Raw genomic sequence first — 17,361 nt, forward strand, 5'->3', positions numbered from 1 at the left:
CCGGGACCAGCCATGGCCAAGACCGGCAAGCCAAGCGAGCCGCCCAAAGTCACTGACAAAAAGCCTGCGGAGAACAAGGCGAAAAAGCCTTTGCCACCGCTCGACGACGAGCATTACGAGGACGGCGACATCGCCACGCCGAAGCGGGATCGTCACGGCACGGATGACGAGCCTTTGTGAGAGCGAGATACTTGCCGCACGAACGGTGCGTTCCCCCCCTTGCGGGGGGTTAGGGAGAGGGGTAGCCCAGCAAACGGTCTGTCGTTCGTCGGCGCGAAGGGATCGCCGCACTCTCGAAAGAGTATGCCGTGTGGTACCCCTCTCCCCGCAAGGGGGGAGGGAGCGCAGTGTGCCCCGAGCAATCATTGAAGCCGCAGCCCCGCCCGCACTACCTGCCATGCGCCTGCGTTCATGGACAAATAACGGCTCTGGCCGATAGTTTGCGCGTCCCCGAAGGACGCGAAACGGAACTGCAATGGTCGACGTTCTCGCCGCACCGCAACAAGGCAAGGCGGACAGCGCGCTGCGCACGCTGACCGGGATCTCGATCGCGCATTGGGTCAGCCATTTCCATCTGCTGGTCCTGCCGATGCTGTTTCCGTTCCTGAAGGAAAAGCTCGGCGTCGGCTATATCGAGCTCGGCTTCTCGCTCACCGTGTTCGCGGTGGTATCAGGCCTGACGCAGGCGCCGACCGGGTATCTCGTCGACCATTTTGGCGCGCGCAAGATCCTGCTGGCGGGGCTTGCGCTCGGCGGCTTTGCGCTGATCCTGCTCGGCCTACATCTCAGCTACGTCGCGCTGATCGCCTGCGCCGTGCTGCTCGGGCTCGCCAACAGCGTCTATCACCCCGCCGACTACGCCATCCTCGCCGCGCACATGGACGAGGCGCGGATGGGGCGCGCTTTCTCGGTGCACACATTCGCGGGCTTTCTCGGCGGCGCAGTGGCGCCGGCGATCGTCGCAGCGCTCGTCACGATGTCCGGCGGCGCCGGCGCGCTGATCGCGTCGGGCACGATCGGCGTACTGGTGGCGGTGCTGCTGATCGCCATGAGCATTCCCGATGCCGGCGCGAACAAGAAGAAACCAGGCACGGAGAACGCGCCGAAGCAGGCGGTGATCACGCCGGCGCTGATGATGCTGACCGCGCTGTTCATGCTGCTCAGCCTGTCGGTCGCCGGCATCAACAATTTCGGGGTAGTCGCACTGATGAGCGGCTATGGCGCCTCTTATTCCGCGGCCAACGTCATGCTGACGGCGTTTCTTGGCGCCAGCGCCGCGGGCGTGCTCGCGGGCGGCTTCCTCGCCGACCACACCGGGCGCCACGGCCAGGTCGCCGCGGCCTGCTTTGCCGTGAACGCCGCCATCGTGCTGCTGATCGCGCTGGTCACACTGCCCAGCTGGGCCCTGACCGCCGCGATGACGCTGGCGGGATTCCTCTCCGGCGTGATCGCACCGTCGCGCGACATGCTGGTGCGCAACGCTGCGCCTCCCGGCGCAGCAGGCCGCGCCTTCGGCATCGTTTCCACCGGCTTCAATCTCGGCGGCATCGTCTCACCGCTGCTGTTCGGCTGGATCATGGATCAAAGCGCGCCGCACTGGGTGTTCGGCGCCTCCGTGATCTTCATGGTCGCCACCGTGGTGCTGTCGCCGTTCACGGAGCGGAGGCCGCAAGGCAAGGCGTAGCTGCAAGCTCAACTGTGGTCCGGGCCTGGCACGGGGGCCGGGACCCACATCACGGAGTTGCTGCTTACCCTCCCCTGGAGGGGGAGGGTCGGCTCACATGGAGCGAAGCGAAATGTGAGACGGGGTGGGGTGACGGTATCTCCTCATCCAACGGTGCCCGTGTGGAGAGATCACCCCACCCCGCTCGCGCTTTGCGCGATCGACCCTCCCCCTCCAGGGGAGGGTAAGAAAGGGCGCCGTTACGTCGGTGACACCGCACCCTTCAGCGGGGCAGGCTGCGCAGCAACACCACGGCTCAGCCTGGCCTTTTCCGTGTTCGGCCAGAGCAGGAGCAGGCCGAGCAGGCCGGAGCCGACCATGATCGCGGCGTTGATGGTGAAGCCGGTCATGTAGCCGTCGAGCATGCTGCCGGCGCGCTGGATCACGGTGCCCATCACGTTCGGCGCGATGATGCCCGAGAGCGTGTAGAGCGCACCGTAGATCGCAAGCACTGCGCCACGCTGCGAGACCGGAGTGAACTCACCCAGCATCGGCGGGCAAACCACATAGATCGCGCCGCACAGGCCCGAGCCGACCACGAGCAGCGCAAGCTGGAGGATCGCGCCCTCGACATGCGGCATCGTCGCCAGGATCAGACCGCCGACCACCAGCGGCACCGAGCCGAGCACGCCGCGAGCGACGCGGGTGGTGTAGCCGCGCGCCATCATCACCTGCGCGATCCAGCCGGTGAGGATCACCACGGTCGCGCCGAACACCCAGGGCAGGATCGAGATCCAGCCCGCCTGGCTCTGCGAGAAGCCGAGCCCCTTGATGATGAACGGCGTGAACCAGGTCAGCCCGAGCGACAGCGCCCAGTAAGCGCCGAAGGTCGCCGCGACGCAGCCGAGGAAGGTGCGCGAGGTGAGCAGCTGGACGTAGGGAATTTTCGCCTCGGTGGCCGCGAGAATCTGCGTGTCCTCCAGCGGGCCTTCGCGGCCGAGCGCGAGCCAGGCCGCGACCCAGACCAGGCCGAGGACGCCGAGCGCGCCAAAGGCATAGTGCCAGGAGTGGTTGACGATGACCCAGTTCAGCGCAGGCACGGCGAGGATGACGCCGAAGGCCGAGCCCTGCGACAGGATCGCGGTCGGCAGCGTGCGCTTCTCGTCGGGGAACCATTTGTAGATGGCGTGCATGGCGACCGAGGCCGCCGGCCCCTCGCCGGCGCCGAGCACGACGCGGCAGATCAGGAGCGTGGTGAACGAGACGGTGCCGACCATCGGAAACTGCGCCACCGCCCAGATCACCGCGAGCGTCAGCAGCACCCAGCGCGTCGGCACCTTGTTGACGACGAAGCCGACGACGATGGCCGAGATCGAGAACAGGAAGAAGAACGAGGAGCCGAGCAGACCGAACTGCTCCGGTGTGAGCTTCAGGTCGGTCATGATGGGAACGCCCGCGAGGCCGACGACGATCTTGTCGGCGAAGTTCACCAGCATGAACAGAAACAGCAGAAAGGTGACCGTCCAGGCGCCCTTTGGCGTCTGTCTGGATGCCGTGGTCTTGCTCGCCACCATGGGCGTTCCCTGAGCGCTCATCGGTCTCCCGTCTTTTTTTGGCACTTTTTGATTTGGCCTTCTTGGAGCTAACAACGGCTGCGAGACCAACGCAACCCGGGCATTTCCGCAGCAAGTGTGCTACGCAACATTTCCGTTAATTCCGCCCGGCGCCATTCATCGTGCTGACCATCCGAAATCTCTCCAAGACATTCGCCTCGGCCGGCGAGCCGGTTCACGTGCTGCGCGGCGTCGATCTCGACCTCAAGGCCGGCGAGCGCGTCGCGCTGACCGGCGAGTCCGGCAGCGGCAAGAGCACGCTGCTGCACCTGATCGCCGGTCTCGATACCGCCGACGGCGGCTCGATCCGGCTGGCGGACACCGAGGTCACCAAGCTGAACGACGCGGGGCGCGCGGAGCTGCGACGCGATCGCATCGGCCTCGTGTTCCAGCAGTTCAACCTGATCCCGTCTCTCTCAGTCGCGGACAACCTCGCCTTCCAGGCGCGGATCGCCGGCCGGCATGACGCGGCCTGGAGCAAAGAGCTGATCGAGCGGCTCGGGCTCGGCAGTCTGCTCAGGCGTTATCCCGAGCAATTGTCGGGCGGTCAGCAGCAGCGGGTCGCAATCGGCCGCGCGCTGGCGACAAAGCCGTTCCTGCTGCTCGCGGACGAGCCGACCGGCAATCTGGACGAAGCCACCGCCGACGACGTGCTGGCGCTGACGCGCGACCTCGTCGCGCGCACCGGCTGCGGCTTTCTGATGGTGACGCACAGCCTGCATCTGGCCGGCACGCTCGATCGCCACGTCACACTGCATGCGGGGCGGATCGCATGAGGCGCGCGCTGTGGGTCCTCGCCGTGCTGCTCAGCCACTGGCGGCGTCACAAGATGCAGTTCGCGACGCTGCTGATCGGGCTGATCGCGGCGACCGCGCTGTGGAGCGGGGTGCAGGCGATCAACCAGCAGGCCCGCAATGCCTATGACCGCGCCGCCGCGACCTTCGGCGGCGTGCGCACCGCGATGCTGGTGGCGCCTGATGCGGCGACGTTTTCGCAAGGCCTGTTCGTAAAACTCCGCCGCGCGGGCTGGCCGGTCTCGCCGGTGCTGGAAGGACGTGTCCAGGTCAACGGACGCTCGGTGCGGCTGCTCGGGATCGAGCCGGTGACGATGCCGGCCGATGTCGGCAACGCGCCGCGCCTCGGCGCCGCCGATCTCAGCAGCTTTGTCGCCCCGCCGGGCCAGACCCTGGTGGCGCGGGAGACGCTGAACGATTTGCACGAGCAGGAAGGCGCGGCGCCGCCGATCAGCAGCGGGGCAAGACTGCCGCCGCTGCGCGTGCTGCCGCAGCTCGTGCCCGACGTGCTGGTGGTCGATATCGGCGTGGCGCAGCTTCTGCTGAACAAGCCGGATCAGGTGTCGCGGCTGCTGATCGGCAAGCCGAAGGGCAAGCCGGCGCCGCTCGCGAGCGTCGTCGGCGATCAATTGCAGCGGGTCGAGCCGAATGCGGAGACCGAGCTGGAGCGCCTCACCGACAGTTTCCATCTCAACCTCACCGCCTTCGGTCTGCTGTCGTTCTTCGTCGGCTTGTTCATCGTCAACTCGGCCGTCGGCCTTGCCTTCGAGCAGCGGCTGCCGATGCTGCGCACCTTGCGGGCCTGCGGCGCCTCGGCGCGCCTCGTCAACACGGTGCTGGTGATCGAGCTGGTGGCGCTGGCGCTGGTCGCGGGCCTGATCGGCCTCATCTGCGGCTATTTCATCGCGGCGGCGCTGCTCCCCGACGTCGCGGCATCGCTGCGCGGGCTCTATGGCGCGCAGATCCCTGGGCAGCTGACGCTGCGCAGCGAATGGTGGCTTGCCGGCGTCGGCATCAGCGTTGCGGGCGCGCTGGTGGCAGCCGCAACCAGCCTGATCAAGGCGATCCGTATGCCGGTGCTGGCGACCGCGCAGCCGCGCGCCTGGCAGCAGCGGCAGCGGCGCTGGCTGATCCTGCAAAGCCTTGCCGCCTGCGCCGTGTTCGCGGTCGCGCTGCTGCTGCTTCACTACGGCGTGTCGCTGATCGCAGGCTTTGGCGTGCTGGCGGCGTTGATGCTCGGCGCGGCGCTGATCCTGCCGGCGTTCCTCGACATCCTCCTGCTGATCGGCCAGCGCACCGCACGAGGGCCGCTGTCGCTGTGGTTCTGGGCGGACAGCCGGCAACAGCTTTCCGGGCTGTCGCTCGCGCTAATGGCGCTGCTGCTCGCGCTTGCCGTCAATGTCGGGGTGTCCACCATGGTGGAGACGTTCAGCCGCACCTTCATCGGCTGGCTCAACGGGCGGCTCGCCGCCGACGTCTACATCAGCGCTGCCGACGATGCGCAAGGCGCCGCGATTCGCAATTGGCTGAAGCAGCGCGGCGACGTGCAGGCGATCCTGTCGGGCGGTCGCGCCGAGACGCAGGTTCAGGGCCAGCCGGTGGAGTTGCTCGGCCTGCCCGATCACGCGCTCTATCGTGAGCGCTGGCCACTGCTGGAGACCGCGCCGCGCGCCTGGACCCAGCTGGTGCCGGGCAATGCCGCCTTCATCAGCGAGCAGCTGAGCCGGCGGCTGAATGTCCGCGTCGGCGACGTCATCGAGGTACCGGCGCCAGGCGGCACCTGGGAGCTCAACATCGCCGGCATCTATGCCGATTACGGCAACCCCAAGGGCCAGCTCGCCGTGAATGTCGCGGCGCTGATCCGGCAGTTTCCACAGACGCCGCAGACACGGATCGGTCTCATTGTCCCCCGAGACAAGATTCCCGGCCTGATCGCAGCGCTGCAGAAGCAGTTCGCGCTCGACGACCGCAGCGTCGCCGACCAGGCGACGGTGAAAGCGGAATCGATCCGCATCTTTAATCGCACCTTTGCGGTGACCTCGGCCCTCAATGCCTTCACGCTCGGCGTTGCCGGCATCGCGCTTTTGACCAGCCTTTTGACGCTGGCGAATTCGCGCCTGCCGCAGCTCGCGCCGCTGTGGGCGATCGGCATCACCCGGCCGCGCCTCGCCGCGATCGAATTGACAAAGACGCTGTCGGTTGCGCTGTTCACCGCGCTGCTGGCCGTGCCGCTCGGGCTGCTGGTGGCGTGGTGCCTGATCGCGATCGTCAACGTGAAGGCATTCGGCTGGCGGCTGCCGTTCCACGTGTTTCCGCTGCAATTGATCGAGCTGGTCGCGGTGGCGCTGGCCGCTTCGCTGCTTGCTGCGCTGCTGCCGATGCTACGGCTGGCGCGGATGCAGCCGGCGAGCCTCGTCAAGGTGTTTGCCAATGAGCGCTGAGAAGATCTCGCGGCGTGCCTTCGCCGGCGGCATCGCCGCGCTCGCGGCTGCCCGCCGTGCGAGCGCACAAGGCTATGCCGGGCTCGGCGAGAGCGCCGATGGCTTTGCCAAGGTCACGCCGGGAAAGACGTTCGCCTTCCCCGCCGATCACGGGCCGCACTCGGAGTTTCGCATCGAGTGGTGGTATCTCACGGCGAACCTCACAGACAGCAGCGGCGCGGCCTGCGGCCTGCAATGGACGCTGTTCCGTCAGGCGGCGCAGCCAGGGCCGCAGCGCGAGGGCTGGGCCAATCAGCAGATCTGGATGGCGCATGCCGCGGTGACGCGCGCGGACACGCACCGCTTCAACGAGGTGTTTGCACGCGGCGGGATCGGGCAGGCCGGCGTCACCGCAAAGCCTTTTGCAGCCTGGATCGACGATTGGGAAATGAAAGGTCTTGAGCGTACCGATGATCGCAGCCTGGCGCCGTTGACGCTGAAAGCGTCAGGCATCGACTTCAGCTACGCGCTGACGCTGGAGGCCGATCGACCGGTCGTGCTGCAGGGCGACCGCGGCTACAGCCGCAAGTCGGAGCGCGGCCAGGCGTCCTACTATTACAGCCAGCCGTTCTATCGCGCCCGCGGCACGCTCACCATCGACGACAGACCGGTCGATGTCTCAGGGCAGGCGTGGATGGACCGCGAATGGAGCAGCCAGCCGCTCGACACCGATCAGACCGGCTGGGACTGGCTGTCGCTGCATCTGTCGTCCGGCGACAAGCTGATGCTGTACCGGCTGCGGCAGAAGGACGGCAAGGATTATCCGTTCGCTAACTGGATCAATGCTGCCGGGGAGACGCAGATGATCGCGGCCGGCGACATTCAGATGATGCCGAAGGCCACAACAGAAGTCGCCGGACGCAAGCTGCCGGTGGAGTGGCAGATCGCGATTCCCTCGCGCTCGTTCTCGATCCTCTGCAAGCCGCTCAACCCGAAGGCCTGGATGGGGACCGGCTTCTCCTATTGGGAGGGACCGATCAGCTTTGCCGGCACGCATGACGGCATTGGCTATCTTGAACTGACCGGCTATTGAAGCGCGACCTGTTTGAAGGGATCCGCGATGTATCATCTCACCGCCCTCGCCACGCTGCTGGCGATCGCATTTTATTTCTTCACCAGCATCAACGTCTCGCGCTCGCGCACCAGGACCGGTGTCAAGGTGCCGGCGATGTCGGGCCATCCGGATTTCGAGCGCGCCTTCCGCATCCAGATGAACACGCTGGAATGGATGCCGATCTTCCTGCCGTCGCTCTGGCTGTTCGCAATCTATATCAGCGACGCCGTTGCAGCCGCGATCGGCGCCGTGTGGATCATCGGCCGCATCGTCTATTTCATCGGCTATTCGCAGGCGACAGCCAAGCGCGGCCCCGGATTTGCGATCCAGGCCATCGCCGCGATTGCGCTGTGGGCGGGCGCGCTGGGGGCGATCGTGTTGCGGATGGTGTGAGGGCCGGCATCACGCGTGCTCGTGTCCCGGGCGCGGTGCAGCATGTAACGCTGCGCCGCTGAACCGGGACCCAGTCTGGCTGCAAACTTGGAGAAGCATGGGTCCCGGCTCTGCGCAGCAACGCTTACGCGTTGCAGCGCGTCCGGGACACAAGCGTCACTTCGTCAGCGGGCAACCGCTGTCCTTGGCGGTGAAGAAGGCCTGATCGCCTGGCACAACTGCGATCTGCTTGTAATAATCCCACGGCTTCTTCGATTCCGAGGGCTTCTTGACCTCGAACAGATACATGTCGTGGACCATGCGGCCATTCTCGAGAACCTTGCCCTTGGCGAAGGCGTCGTCGACCGGCAGCTCCTTCAGCTTCTTGGCGACCGCTTCGGTATCCTTGGTGCCGGCGGCCTTCACCGCCTTCAGATAGCTCAAGGTCGCCGAATAGGTGCCGGCATGGATCATGCTCGGCATCCGGCCCGTGCGCTTGAAGAAGCGTTCGGAGAACGCGCGCGAGGTGTCGTCGTGGTCCCAATAGAAGCCTTCGGTCAGGACCAGGCCTTGCGCCGCCTGCAAGCCCAGACCATGCACCTCGGCGAGCGTCATCAAGAGGCCGGCGAGCTTCTGGCCGCCTTGGACGATACCGAACTCGGCCGCCTGCTTGATCGAGTTGGTGGTGTCCTGGCCGGCATTGGCAAGGCCGACGATCTTCGCCTTCGAGCTCTGCGCCTGCAGCAGGAAGGACGAGAAATCCGACGAATTGAGCGGCACGCGCACGGAGCCCAGCACCTTGCCGCCATTGTGGGTGACGATCTCGCTGGTGTCCTTCTCCAGCGCGTAGCCGAAGGCGTAGTCGGCGGTGAGGAAGAACCAGGTGTCACCGCCGGCCTTGGTCAGCGCACCGCCGGTGCCGACGGCGAGCGCGTGGGTGTCGAAGGCCCAGTGGAAGCCGTAAGGCGAGCAGGCATTGCCGGTGATGCTCGAGGTCGCAGCGCCAACGACGATGTCGATCTTCTTCTTTTCCTTCGACAGCTCCTGCACCGCGAGCGCGACCGACGACGTCGTCAGCTCGGTGATCATGTCGACATTGTCGGCATCATACCACCGGCGCGCGATGGAGGTGGCGAGGTCAGGCTTGTTCTGATGGTCGGCGGTGACCATCTCGACCTTCTGGCCCAGCACTTCGCCGCCAAAATCCTCGATCGCCATCTTGGCGGCTTCAACGGAGTACTTGCCGCCGTAATCGGCATAGACGCCGGACTGGTCGTTGAGGATGCCGATCTTGACGCCTTGTCCCGTTCCTTGCGCAGAGGCCGGCGCCGCCAGCAGCAGGGCGGAGGTTGCGACAGCGGCCAAAAGTGCTGATTTCATTCGTTGGCTCCCAGCAGTGTTCTGTTTTGAAATCGCGCGGATACTAGTGAAGAACCCCGGCCCTGCCCATCCATTGCATGTTGGCCGTTAGTATGAAGCGGCGTGCCGCATCGTCCCGGGCCAGTGCACAATTGCGCACTAAGCCACCACCTCCGGTTTCTTGTCGCGCCGCCCCTCGGCCAGGTTCCGCACCACCACATAGAAGATCGGCGTGAACAGCAGCCCGAACAACGTCACGCCGATCATGCCGAAGAACACGGCGACGCCGACGGCCTGGCGCATCTCCGAGCCGGAGCCGGACGAGATCACCAGCGGCAGCACGCCGAGGATGAAGGCGAAGGAGGTCATCAGGATCGGCCGCAGGCGCAGGCGGCAGGCTTCGATCACGGCCTCCAGCCGCGGCTTGCCCTCGAGCTCGATGTCACGCGCGAACTCGACGATCAGGATCGCGTTCTTGGCCGCCAGTCCCACCAGCACGACGAATCCGATCTGGGTGAGGATGTTGACGTCCTGTCCCATGATGCGCACGCCGATGGTGGCAGCGAGCAGGCACATCGGCACGATCAGGATCACCGCGAACGGCAAGGTCCAGCTGCCATATTGCGCGGCGAGCACGAGATAGACGAACAGCACGCAGATCGGGAACACATAAAGGCCGGCATTGCCGCCGGTGACCTGCTGATAAGACAGGTCGGTCCATTCGAAGGTGAAGCCGCTCGGCAAGGTGTCGGCGGCGAGCTTCTTGATGGCGTTGAGCGCGGTGGTCGAGCTGGTGCCCGGCGCCGGCTCGCCCTGGAGCTCGGACGCCGCATAGAGATTGTAGCGCGCGACACGGTCGGGACCCGAGATATCCCTAAACTCGACCACGCTGCCGAGCATCACCATATCGCCGGCGGCGTTGCGCGTGCGCAGGCGCGACAGGTCGCTCGGCTCTTTCCGGAACGGGAAATCGGCCTGCGCGGTGACGTGATAGGTGCGGCCGAACAGGTTGAAGTCGTTGACATAGGTCGATCCGAAATAGGTCTGGATCGTGTCGTTGATGTTGGCGATGGGCACGCCGAGCTTCTGCGCCTTGGTGCGGTCGATGTCGACGAACAGCTGTGGCGTGTTGGCCGAGAACGGCGAGAACACCGTCGGGGCAAGGAGCGCGGGCGATTTACGCGCGGCGGCGACGAGTTCGTCGGTCGCGGATGCCAGCAGCTCCGGTCCGCGGCCCTGCCGGTCCTGGATGCGGATGGTGAAGCCGCCGCCGGTGCCGATGCCGGGCACGGCGGGCGGCGGAATCACGATGATGAAGGCGCCCTGGATCGCGGCGAGGCGCTTGCGCAGCTCGGCCGTGATGGCATTCGCCGTCAGGCCCTTCTTCAGCCGCACCTCGGGCTCCTCGAACACAGGGAAGAGCGCTGCCGCATTGCCGGCCTGCGTACGCGTCGCGCCCGAGAAGCCGGCGAAGGCGGCGACGCGGATGATGCCTGGCGTGTCCAGCGAGATCCGCTCGATCTCTCGGACAATCTCGGTGGTCCGCGCCAGCGATGCCGCACCCGGCAACTGCACGGAGATGATGACGTAGCCGCGGTCCTGCGCGGGGATGAAGCCCTGCGAGGTCGTCCCGATCAGCCAGCCGGCGCTGCCGATCAGCACGACATAGATCAGCAGCATCACGACCGAATGGCGGATCACGAAATTGGCAAGGCCGGCATAGCCATGCGACAGCCGCTCGAACACGCGGTTGAAGACGCCGGTGAAAGCACCCCACGCCCGCGCGACGATGTTCCATGCGGCCGGCGGCCGCTTCTCCTCGTGCGGCACCAGGATCTGCGAGGCCAGCGCCGGCGACAAGGTCAGCGAGCAGAAGCAGGAGATCGCGGTCGCAACCGCGATGGTGACGGCGAATTGCTGGAAGAACTGCCCGGAAATGCCGCCCAGGAACGCGGTCGGCACGAACACCGCGCACAGCACCAGCGCGATCGAGACCAGCGCGCCGCCGACCTCCTCCATGGTTTTCAGCGCCGCATCGCGGCGGCTCAGGCCGTGCTCGAGATGGCGCTCGACATTCTCGACCACCACGATGGCGTCGTCGACCACGATGCCGACCGCGAGCACGAGGCCGAACAAAGTGAGATTGTTGATGGAGAAGCCCAGCGCCGCCATCACCGCGAAGGTACCGACCAGCGAGACCGGGATCGCGATGATCGGGATGATCGCCGGCCGCCAGCCCTGCAGGAACACCAGCACCACGACGACCACGAGCAGCATGGCCTCGTAGATGGTCTTGATCAGCTCGTGGACGGACTGCGCGATGAACTCGGTCGGGTTGTAGCCGATATTGTAATCGAGTCCCCTGGGGAAGCTCTCCTTCAGCTTGGTCATGGTGTCGGAGATGTGCTTTGCCGTCGCCAGCGCGTTCGACCCCGGCCGCTGCGTCACCAGCATCGCCACCGCAGATTTGCGCAGCAGGAAGCTGTTGGTCGAGTAGGCCAGCGCGCCGAGCTCGATGCGGGCCACGTCGCGCAGGCGCACGGTACGGCCGTCGGAGCCGGCCTTGATCAGGATGTCCTCGAACTGCTTCTGGTCTTTCAGGCGTCCGGTGAAGACGAGGTTGGGCTGGAAGGCGCGGTCGGCGATCGGCGGCTCGGCGACCTGGCCGCCGGCGATCTGCACGTTCTGGGCCCGGATCGCGGCCAGCACCTCGGTCGAGGTCAGGCCGAGATTGGCGATGCGGTCGGGATCGAGCCAGAGGCGCATCGAATAGTCGCGCGCGCCAAAGATCTGGATGTCGCCGACGCCGTCGATGCGCAGCAGCTGGTCGCGGACCTGGAGCAGCGCGTAATTGGAGATGTAGAGCTGGTCGAAGGTGTCGTCGGGCGACAACATGAACACGACCATCAGGATGTCGGGCGAGTTCTTGCGCGTGGTGACGCCGTTGCGCTGGACTTCCTCGGGCAGCCGCGGCTGCGCGATCGCGACGCGGTTCTGCACCAGCACCTGGGCCTTGTCGAGGTCGGTGCCGAGCTTGAAGGTGACGGTGATGGTGAGCTGGCCGTTCGAGGTGGCCTGGCTGTAGAGATACAGCATGTCCTCGACGCCGTTGATCTCCTGCTCGATGGGCGCTGCGACCGTGTCGGATACGGTCTGCGCGGAGGCGCCGGGATATTGCGTGGTGACCACCACGGTGGGCGGCACCACTTGCGGATATTCGGAGACCGGCAGCGTGGTATAGGCGAGCGCGCCGACGATCAGCAGCACGATCGACAGCACCATCGCCAGGATGGGCTGGTTGATGGAGAGACGGCCAAGATTCATGACTTGTCACCGGGCTTGCCACCGGCTGGCGCTTGAGCCGTCTGCGGGGCAACCTTGGCGCCGACGCGGGCACGCTGGATGCCGTTGACGATGACGCGATCATCGGCCTTCAGGCCCTCGCGGATCACGCGCAGGCCTTCGTCGAGCGGCCCGAGCACCACGGGACGCGCCTCGACGGTGTCGTCGGGCTTGACCACGAACACGATCTTGCGGGACTGGTCGGTGGCGACAGCGGCGTCCGGAATCAGCAGCGCCTCATAGGGCGCGCTGCCGATCAGCCGGACGCGGCCGAACTGGCCGGGCAGGATCGATAGGTCGGTGTTCTTGACCACGGCGCGGCTGCGCAGCGTGCCGGTCGAGACGTCGAGGCGGTTGTCGAGGAAGTTGATGGAGCCCTCATGCGACGGCTTGGTCTCGCCGGCGAGGGTCACCTGCACCGGGTTCGCGGTATCGCGCGAGCTCGGGCGGCGGCCTTCGAACCAGAGCTTGCTGTATTTGATGAAGGTTGCCTCATCCATGTCGAAATAGATGTAGATCGGGTCGAGCGTCACGATCGAGGTCAGCAGCGTCGAAGCGCCGTTATCGCTGCCCTGCACGAGATTGCCGGGGCTGACGAGATGGCGGCTGACGCGGCCGGTGATCGGCGCGGTGACATGGGTGAACTCGATGTTGAGCCGGGCGGCCTTCAATGCGCCGGAAGCCTGCGTCTCCGCGGCGTGCGCGGCCTGCAAGGCCTGGCGGCGCTGGTCGACGACCTGCTCGGAGACCGCGCTGGTCTGCACCAGGTTCAACCCGCGGTCGAGCTCCCGCTTGGCCAGCTCCACCTTGGCGCGCGCATCGGAGAGCTGGCCGTCGGCCTGCTCGGCCAATGCCTCGAATGGACGGGGGTCGATGACGTAGAGCAGGTCGCCCTGATGCACGATGGCGCCGTCCTGGAATTCGACCGAGTTGACGAAGCCGCCGACGCGGGGACGCACCTGCACCTCCTCGACCGCCTCGAAGCGGCCGGTGAACTCGTCCCAATCGGTGACGGTGCGCTTGACCGGCTGGGCGACAGTCACCGGCGCGGGCGGCGGAGCGGCCGCCTGTGAGGCGGGCTGCCCGCAACTGGCGAGCGCGAATGAAGCGGCGAGAAGGCCGGCGATGGCGTACGGCCGGCGCTGAACGAAATCGTGCGTTTTGACAAATGGCTCGCTTCCGTCCGGTCCAGTCATCCCAGGTCCTCGCATCAAAGCCGCAGAAAATAGAGGCTACCCGCCTACCGGCCGGCGCCACAAGATGGGCGGCAATAATGAACTCTTCAAGACCAATGCGCGCGCAATGCTACGGAGGGGGCCCTGGCCGCATGGTGGGTTGACAGGGAGGGGTGGGCACCCAGGCAGCGATGGTGCATGTGGGTGGGCGATGACAGCACCGCGTTCTCCACCCTCCCCGGAGGGGGAGGCTCGGCCCATGTTGAGCGAAGCGAGACATGAGACGGGGTGGGGTGATCTCTCCACTCGAACAGTGCCCGTGTGGAGAGATCACCCCACCCCGCTCGCGCTGCGCGCGATCGACCCTCCCCCTCCAGGGAGGGTAAGCGGCCAGCGTCTTCGCACATGACGGACGTGGCTTGCTCGGTTAGACTTTCCCCACAAAACAAGACAAATTGTCCGGGGAGGACAGGCGTGCACAAGGGACGTGTCGTTTACGGCGCGATCGAGGAGGTCGTGTTCGGTCATCCTGCGGCTGAAGCTGTCGTCGCGCAGATGGAGCGGCTGGGAACGCGCCGTGCCTTCCTCATGGTATCAGGCACGCTGAACCGGCAGACCGATGAAATCGAGAAGATCAAGCAGGCGCTGGGCGCGCGCTGCGCCGGTCTGTTCGACGCCATGCCGGCGCACACGCCGCGCGAGGCGGTGATCGCGGCCGCCAACGCGGCGCGCGAAGTGGGCGCCGACTTGATCGTCACAGTCGGCGGCGGCTCGATCACCGACGGCGCCAAGGCGGTGCAGCTCTGCCTTGCCAACGGCATCGACGATATCGGCGGCATCGAGCGCATCCGCGTGCACAAGGGCGTCGCGCCCGAGATGACGGCACCAACCGTGCGGCAGGTCAGCGTGCCGACGACCATAGCCGGCGGCGAGTTCAGCTCCATTGCCGGCGTCACCGACCGCGCCACGCATGTGAAGCAGATGCTGCGGCATCCGCTGGCCGTGCCGCGCGCGACCATCCTCGACCCCGCCATCACCGTGCACACGCCGGAATGGCTATTCCTGTCCACCGGCATCCGCGCCGTCGACCATTGCGTCGAGGCGATCTGCTCGCGCGAGACGCATCCTTATGCCGATGCGCAATCGGTGAAGGGCCTTGCCATGCTCGCCGACGCGCTGCCGCGGGTGAAAGCGGACCCGGCTGATCTCGACGCGCGGATGGATGCGCAGATCGGCACCTGGCTGTCGATGGGCGCGCTCGCGGCCGGCGTGCCGATGGGCGCCAGTCATGGCATCGGCTATGTGCTCGGCGCGGCCTTCGACGTGCCGCACGGCTACACCTCCTGCGTCATGCTGCCGGCGGTGATGCGCTGGAACGCGCGCGACAATGCCGAGCGCCAGATGATCGTCGCCGCCGCCATGGGCTTTCCCGGCCACAACGCCGCCGACGTGCTCGATGCCTTCATCCGATCGCTCGGCATGCCGCGGAGGCTGTCTGACGTGCGCGTTTCGCCGGAGAATTTTGATGCGATCGCCGAGCAGGCGATGCGCACCAACTGGATTCCGCGCAACCCGCGCCGGATCGACGGCCCCGCCGACGTCAGGGAAATCCTGCTTCTCGCCGCATGATCGACAGCCGGAGGATCGATGTACACAGGTCACCACGCCCGCCTGCGCCCGCTCCAGCCCGCCTTCATCATGGCCGCGACCGGCGAGGCCGTCACCTATCGCGAGCTCGAGGCGCGCAGCAATCGCCTGGCGCATCTGTTCCGCAAACACGGCTTGAGGCGGCTCGATCACTATTCGATCTTCATGGAGAACAATGCGCGCTATCTCGAAGCCTGCGGCGCGGGCGAGCGCTCCGGTCTCTACTATACCTGCATCAACTCTTTCCTGACGCCGGGCGAGCTCGCCTATCTCCTCGTCAACAGCCAGTCGAAAATCCTGATCACGTCCAGGGCGAAGCTCGACATCGCGCGTGAGGCCATCAATGCCTGCCCTGACGTCAAGCTCTGCATCGTCGCCGATGGTCCCGGCGAGAGCGAGCGCATCGTCGGGCTTGCCGACGTCACCGCCGGTCTGCCCGCGACCCCGATCCCCGACGAATGGCTCGGCACCGCGATGCTCTATTCGTCCGGCACGACGGGACGGCCGAAAGGCATCCTGCGGCCGCTGCCGGAGGAGCCACCGAAGCACAATCTGCCGCTGTTCGATTTCCTGACGAAACTCTGGCACTACCGCGAGGGCATGGTCTATCTGTCGCCGGCCCCGCTCTATCACTCCGCGCCGCAAGCGGCCGTGAACCTCACGATCCGCATGGGCGGCACCGTCGTCATCATGGAGACGTTCGACCCCGAGCGCTATCTCCAGCTCGTGCAACAATGGGGCATCACCCACACCCAGCTGGTGCCGACGATGTTCTCGCGCATGCTGAAGCTGCCGGAAGAGGTGCGAAGGCGCTACGACCTGTCCTCGCTGGAGATCGCGATCCATGCCGCCGCGCCCTGCCCGGCGCTGGTCAAGGACGACATGATCAAATGGTGGGGACCGATCATCCACGAATATTACGGCGCCACCGAAGGCCTCGGCTTCACCGCCTGCAACAGCGAGGAGTGGTTGGCCCATCGCGGCACGGTCGGCAAGGTGCTGCTCGGTGACCTCCACATTCTCGACGAGAACATGCAGCCGTGCCCGACCGGCACGCCCGGCCAGGTCTGGTTCAAGACGGCCTCGCCGTTCGAATATTTCAACGATCCTGAGAAGACCAGGGAGGCGCGCTCGCCCGACGGCAGCATGAGCACGGTCGGCGACGTCGGCTATGTCGACGAGGATCGCTTTCTCTACCTGACCGATCGCGCGACCTTCATGATCATCTCCGGTGGCGTGAACATCTATCCGCAAGAATGCGAGAATCTGCTGATCACCCATCCGAAGGTCGCCGACGCCGCCGTGTTCGGCGTGCCCAATCCCGATCTCGGCGAAGAGGTGAAGGCCGTGGTGCAGCCGATGCCCGGCGTGGTACCGGGCCCGGCGCTTGCCGAGGAACTGATCGCGTTCTGCGGCCAGTCGCTCTCGCGGCAGAAGGTGCCGCGCTCGGTCGATTTCGAGAAGGAATTGCCGCGCCTGCCGACCGGCAAGCTGTACAAGCGGCTGCTGCGGGACCGGTATTGGGGGAACAAGACGTCAAGGATCGTGTGAGGGCGTAGTCAACAAACTCGGCTGTCGTCCCGGACACGCGAAGCGCAGATTCGGGAGCCATAGCCACAGGGAGGAGTTTGGCAGAGACTCGGAGTTTGCAGCTCGCGCGGCGACTTCTCCCCGGGGTTATGGGTCCCGGGTTCGCGACTTCGTCGCGCCCCGGGATGACGGATTGAGTTTGTCGATGCGGCTGCCCGCAACATCCACACAGGAACCGCCCCTTCGCACCTGCACTCTCACAAACCCTGCGGCCTTCCGTCATCCGAATTGTCGAGGCCGCGTGCGGCCTTACTGGTTGCCTCTCTCGACTC

Annotated in this window: 12 protein-coding genes; 8 read left to right on the plus strand and 4 right to left on the minus strand. The window is 66.0% G+C overall.

The features are described 5' to 3' along the window. The first annotated feature begins 12 nt into the window (after positions 1-12). Both JJB99_RS35280 and JJB99_RS35285 read left to right on the plus strand, forming a co-directional pair. On the plus strand, positions 13-180 hold the full coding sequence (locus tag JJB99_RS35280) for a hypothetical protein (protein WP_200496685.1): 168 nt from the start codon (positions 13-15) through the stop codon (positions 178-180). 295 nt (positions 181-475) lie between these two features. Continuing rightward, positions 476-1,684, plus strand: a complete 1,209-nt coding sequence (locus JJB99_RS35285) for an MFS transporter (RefSeq protein WP_200496686.1) — start codon at positions 476-478, stop codon at positions 1,682-1,684. 239 nt (positions 1,685-1,923) lie between these two features. Here the strand turns inward: JJB99_RS35285 and JJB99_RS35290 are convergent, their stop codons facing one another. Further along, a complete protein-coding gene (locus JJB99_RS35290) occupies positions 1,924-3,258 on the minus strand; it encodes an MFS transporter (protein ID WP_200496687.1) in 1,335 nt (444 codons plus the stop codon). 140 nt (positions 3,259-3,398) lie between these two features. On the opposite strand from JJB99_RS35290, the gene JJB99_RS35295 reads away from it, so the two are divergent. The 4 genes from JJB99_RS35295 to JJB99_RS35310 are packed head-to-tail and all read left to right on the plus strand — an operon-like array spanning position 3,399 to position 7,997. Beyond that, positions 3,399-4,052 (plus strand): ABC transporter ATP-binding protein, encoded by a 654-nt coding sequence (locus tag JJB99_RS35295; protein ID WP_200496688.1) that lies wholly within the window; start codon positions 3,399-3,401, stop codon positions 4,050-4,052. Next, the gene (locus JJB99_RS35300; protein WP_200496689.1) at positions 4,049-6,511 is read left to right on the plus strand and encodes an FtsX-like permease family protein; all 2,463 of its coding nucleotides are present in this window, start codon (positions 4,049-4,051) and stop codon (positions 6,509-6,511) included. Before JJB99_RS35295 ends, JJB99_RS35300 begins: the two co-directional genes overlap by 4 nt. After that, entirely contained in the window at positions 6,501-7,583 is a 1,083-nt protein-coding gene (locus tag JJB99_RS35305; protein ID WP_200496690.1) for a lipocalin-like domain-containing protein, read from the plus strand. Before JJB99_RS35300 ends, JJB99_RS35305 begins: the two co-directional genes overlap by 11 nt. A 27-nt stretch (positions 7,584-7,610) precedes the next feature. Further along, positions 7,611-7,997 carry an MAPEG family protein gene (locus tag JJB99_RS35310; protein WP_200496691.1) on the plus strand — a complete coding sequence of 129 codons (387 nt, stop codon included), beginning with the start codon at positions 7,611-7,613 and terminating at the stop codon, positions 7,995-7,997. Between the two features lie 156 nt (positions 7,998-8,153). Here JJB99_RS35310 and JJB99_RS35315 read toward each other — a convergent pair whose 3' ends face one another. The 3 genes from JJB99_RS35315 to JJB99_RS35325 all read right to left on the minus strand — a co-directional run bounded on the left by JJB99_RS35315 (position 8,154) and on the right by JJB99_RS35325 (position 13,873). Then, positions 8,154-9,356 carry an ABC transporter substrate-binding protein gene (locus JJB99_RS35315; protein WP_200496692.1) on the minus strand — a complete coding sequence of 401 codons (1,203 nt, stop codon included), beginning with the start codon at positions 9,354-9,356 and terminating at the stop codon, positions 8,154-8,156. 138 nt (positions 9,357-9,494) lie between these two features. Continuing rightward, complete coding sequence (locus JJB99_RS35320; protein WP_200496693.1) at positions 9,495-12,659, minus strand: efflux RND transporter permease subunit; 3,165 nt, start codon at positions 12,657-12,659, stop codon at positions 9,495-9,497. Then, a complete protein-coding gene (locus JJB99_RS35325; protein ID WP_200496694.1) occupies positions 12,656-13,873 on the minus strand; it encodes an efflux RND transporter periplasmic adaptor subunit in 1,218 nt (405 codons plus the stop codon). The genes JJB99_RS35320 and JJB99_RS35325 overlap by 4 nt, the downstream gene beginning before the upstream one ends. A gap of 453 nt (positions 13,874-14,326) precedes the next feature. Here JJB99_RS35325 and JJB99_RS35330 point away from each other — a divergent pair, with 453 nt between their 5' ends. Beyond that, a complete protein-coding gene (locus tag JJB99_RS35330; RefSeq protein WP_200496695.1) occupies positions 14,327-15,481 on the plus strand; it encodes an iron-containing alcohol dehydrogenase in 1,155 nt (384 codons plus the stop codon). Between the two features lie 18 nt (positions 15,482-15,499). After that, positions 15,500-17,050, plus strand: a complete 1,551-nt coding sequence (locus tag JJB99_RS35335) for an AMP-binding protein (RefSeq protein ID WP_200496696.1) — start codon at positions 15,500-15,502, stop codon at positions 17,048-17,050. Positions 17,051-17,361 lie beyond the last annotated feature (311 nt).

Source organism: Bradyrhizobium diazoefficiens (assembly GCF_016616235.1).
Taxonomy (GTDB): Bacteria; Pseudomonadota; Alphaproteobacteria; order Rhizobiales; family Xanthobacteraceae; genus Bradyrhizobium; species Bradyrhizobium diazoefficiens_H.

What these genes read in the sequence shown, in the direction of transcription:
- JJB99_RS35280 (WP_200496685.1), top strand. Translation starts at nt 13, where the DNA reads ATGGCCAAGACCGGCAAGCCAAGCGAGCCGCCCAAAGTCACTGACAAA.
- JJB99_RS35285 (WP_200496686.1), top strand. Translation starts at nt 476, where the DNA reads ATGGTCGACGTTCTCGCCGCACCGCAACAAGGCAAGGCGGACAGCGCG.
- JJB99_RS35290 (WP_200496687.1), bottom strand. Translation starts at nt 3,258, where the DNA reads ATGAGCGCTCAGGGAACGCCCATGGTGGCGAGCAAGACCACGGCATCC.
- JJB99_RS35300 (WP_200496689.1), top strand. Translation starts at nt 4,049, where the DNA reads ATGAGGCGCGCGCTGTGGGTCCTCGCCGTGCTGCTCAGCCACTGGCGG.
- JJB99_RS35305 (WP_200496690.1), top strand. Translation starts at nt 6,501, where the DNA reads ATGAGCGCTGAGAAGATCTCGCGGCGTGCCTTCGCCGGCGGCATCGCC.
- JJB99_RS35310 (WP_200496691.1), top strand. Translation starts at nt 7,611, where the DNA reads ATGTATCATCTCACCGCCCTCGCCACGCTGCTGGCGATCGCATTTTAT.
- JJB99_RS35315 (WP_200496692.1), bottom strand. Translation starts at nt 9,356, where the DNA reads ATGAAATCAGCACTTTTGGCCGCTGTCGCAACCTCCGCCCTGCTGCTG.
- JJB99_RS35320 (WP_200496693.1), bottom strand. Translation starts at nt 12,659, where the DNA reads ATGAATCTTGGCCGTCTCTCCATCAACCAGCCCATCCTGGCGATGGTG.
- JJB99_RS35325 (WP_200496694.1), bottom strand. Translation starts at nt 13,873, where the DNA reads ATGACTGGACCGGACGGAAGCGAGCCATTTGTCAAAACGCACGATTTC.
- JJB99_RS35335 (WP_200496696.1), top strand. Translation starts at nt 15,500, where the DNA reads ATGTACACAGGTCACCACGCCCGCCTGCGCCCGCTCCAGCCCGCCTTC.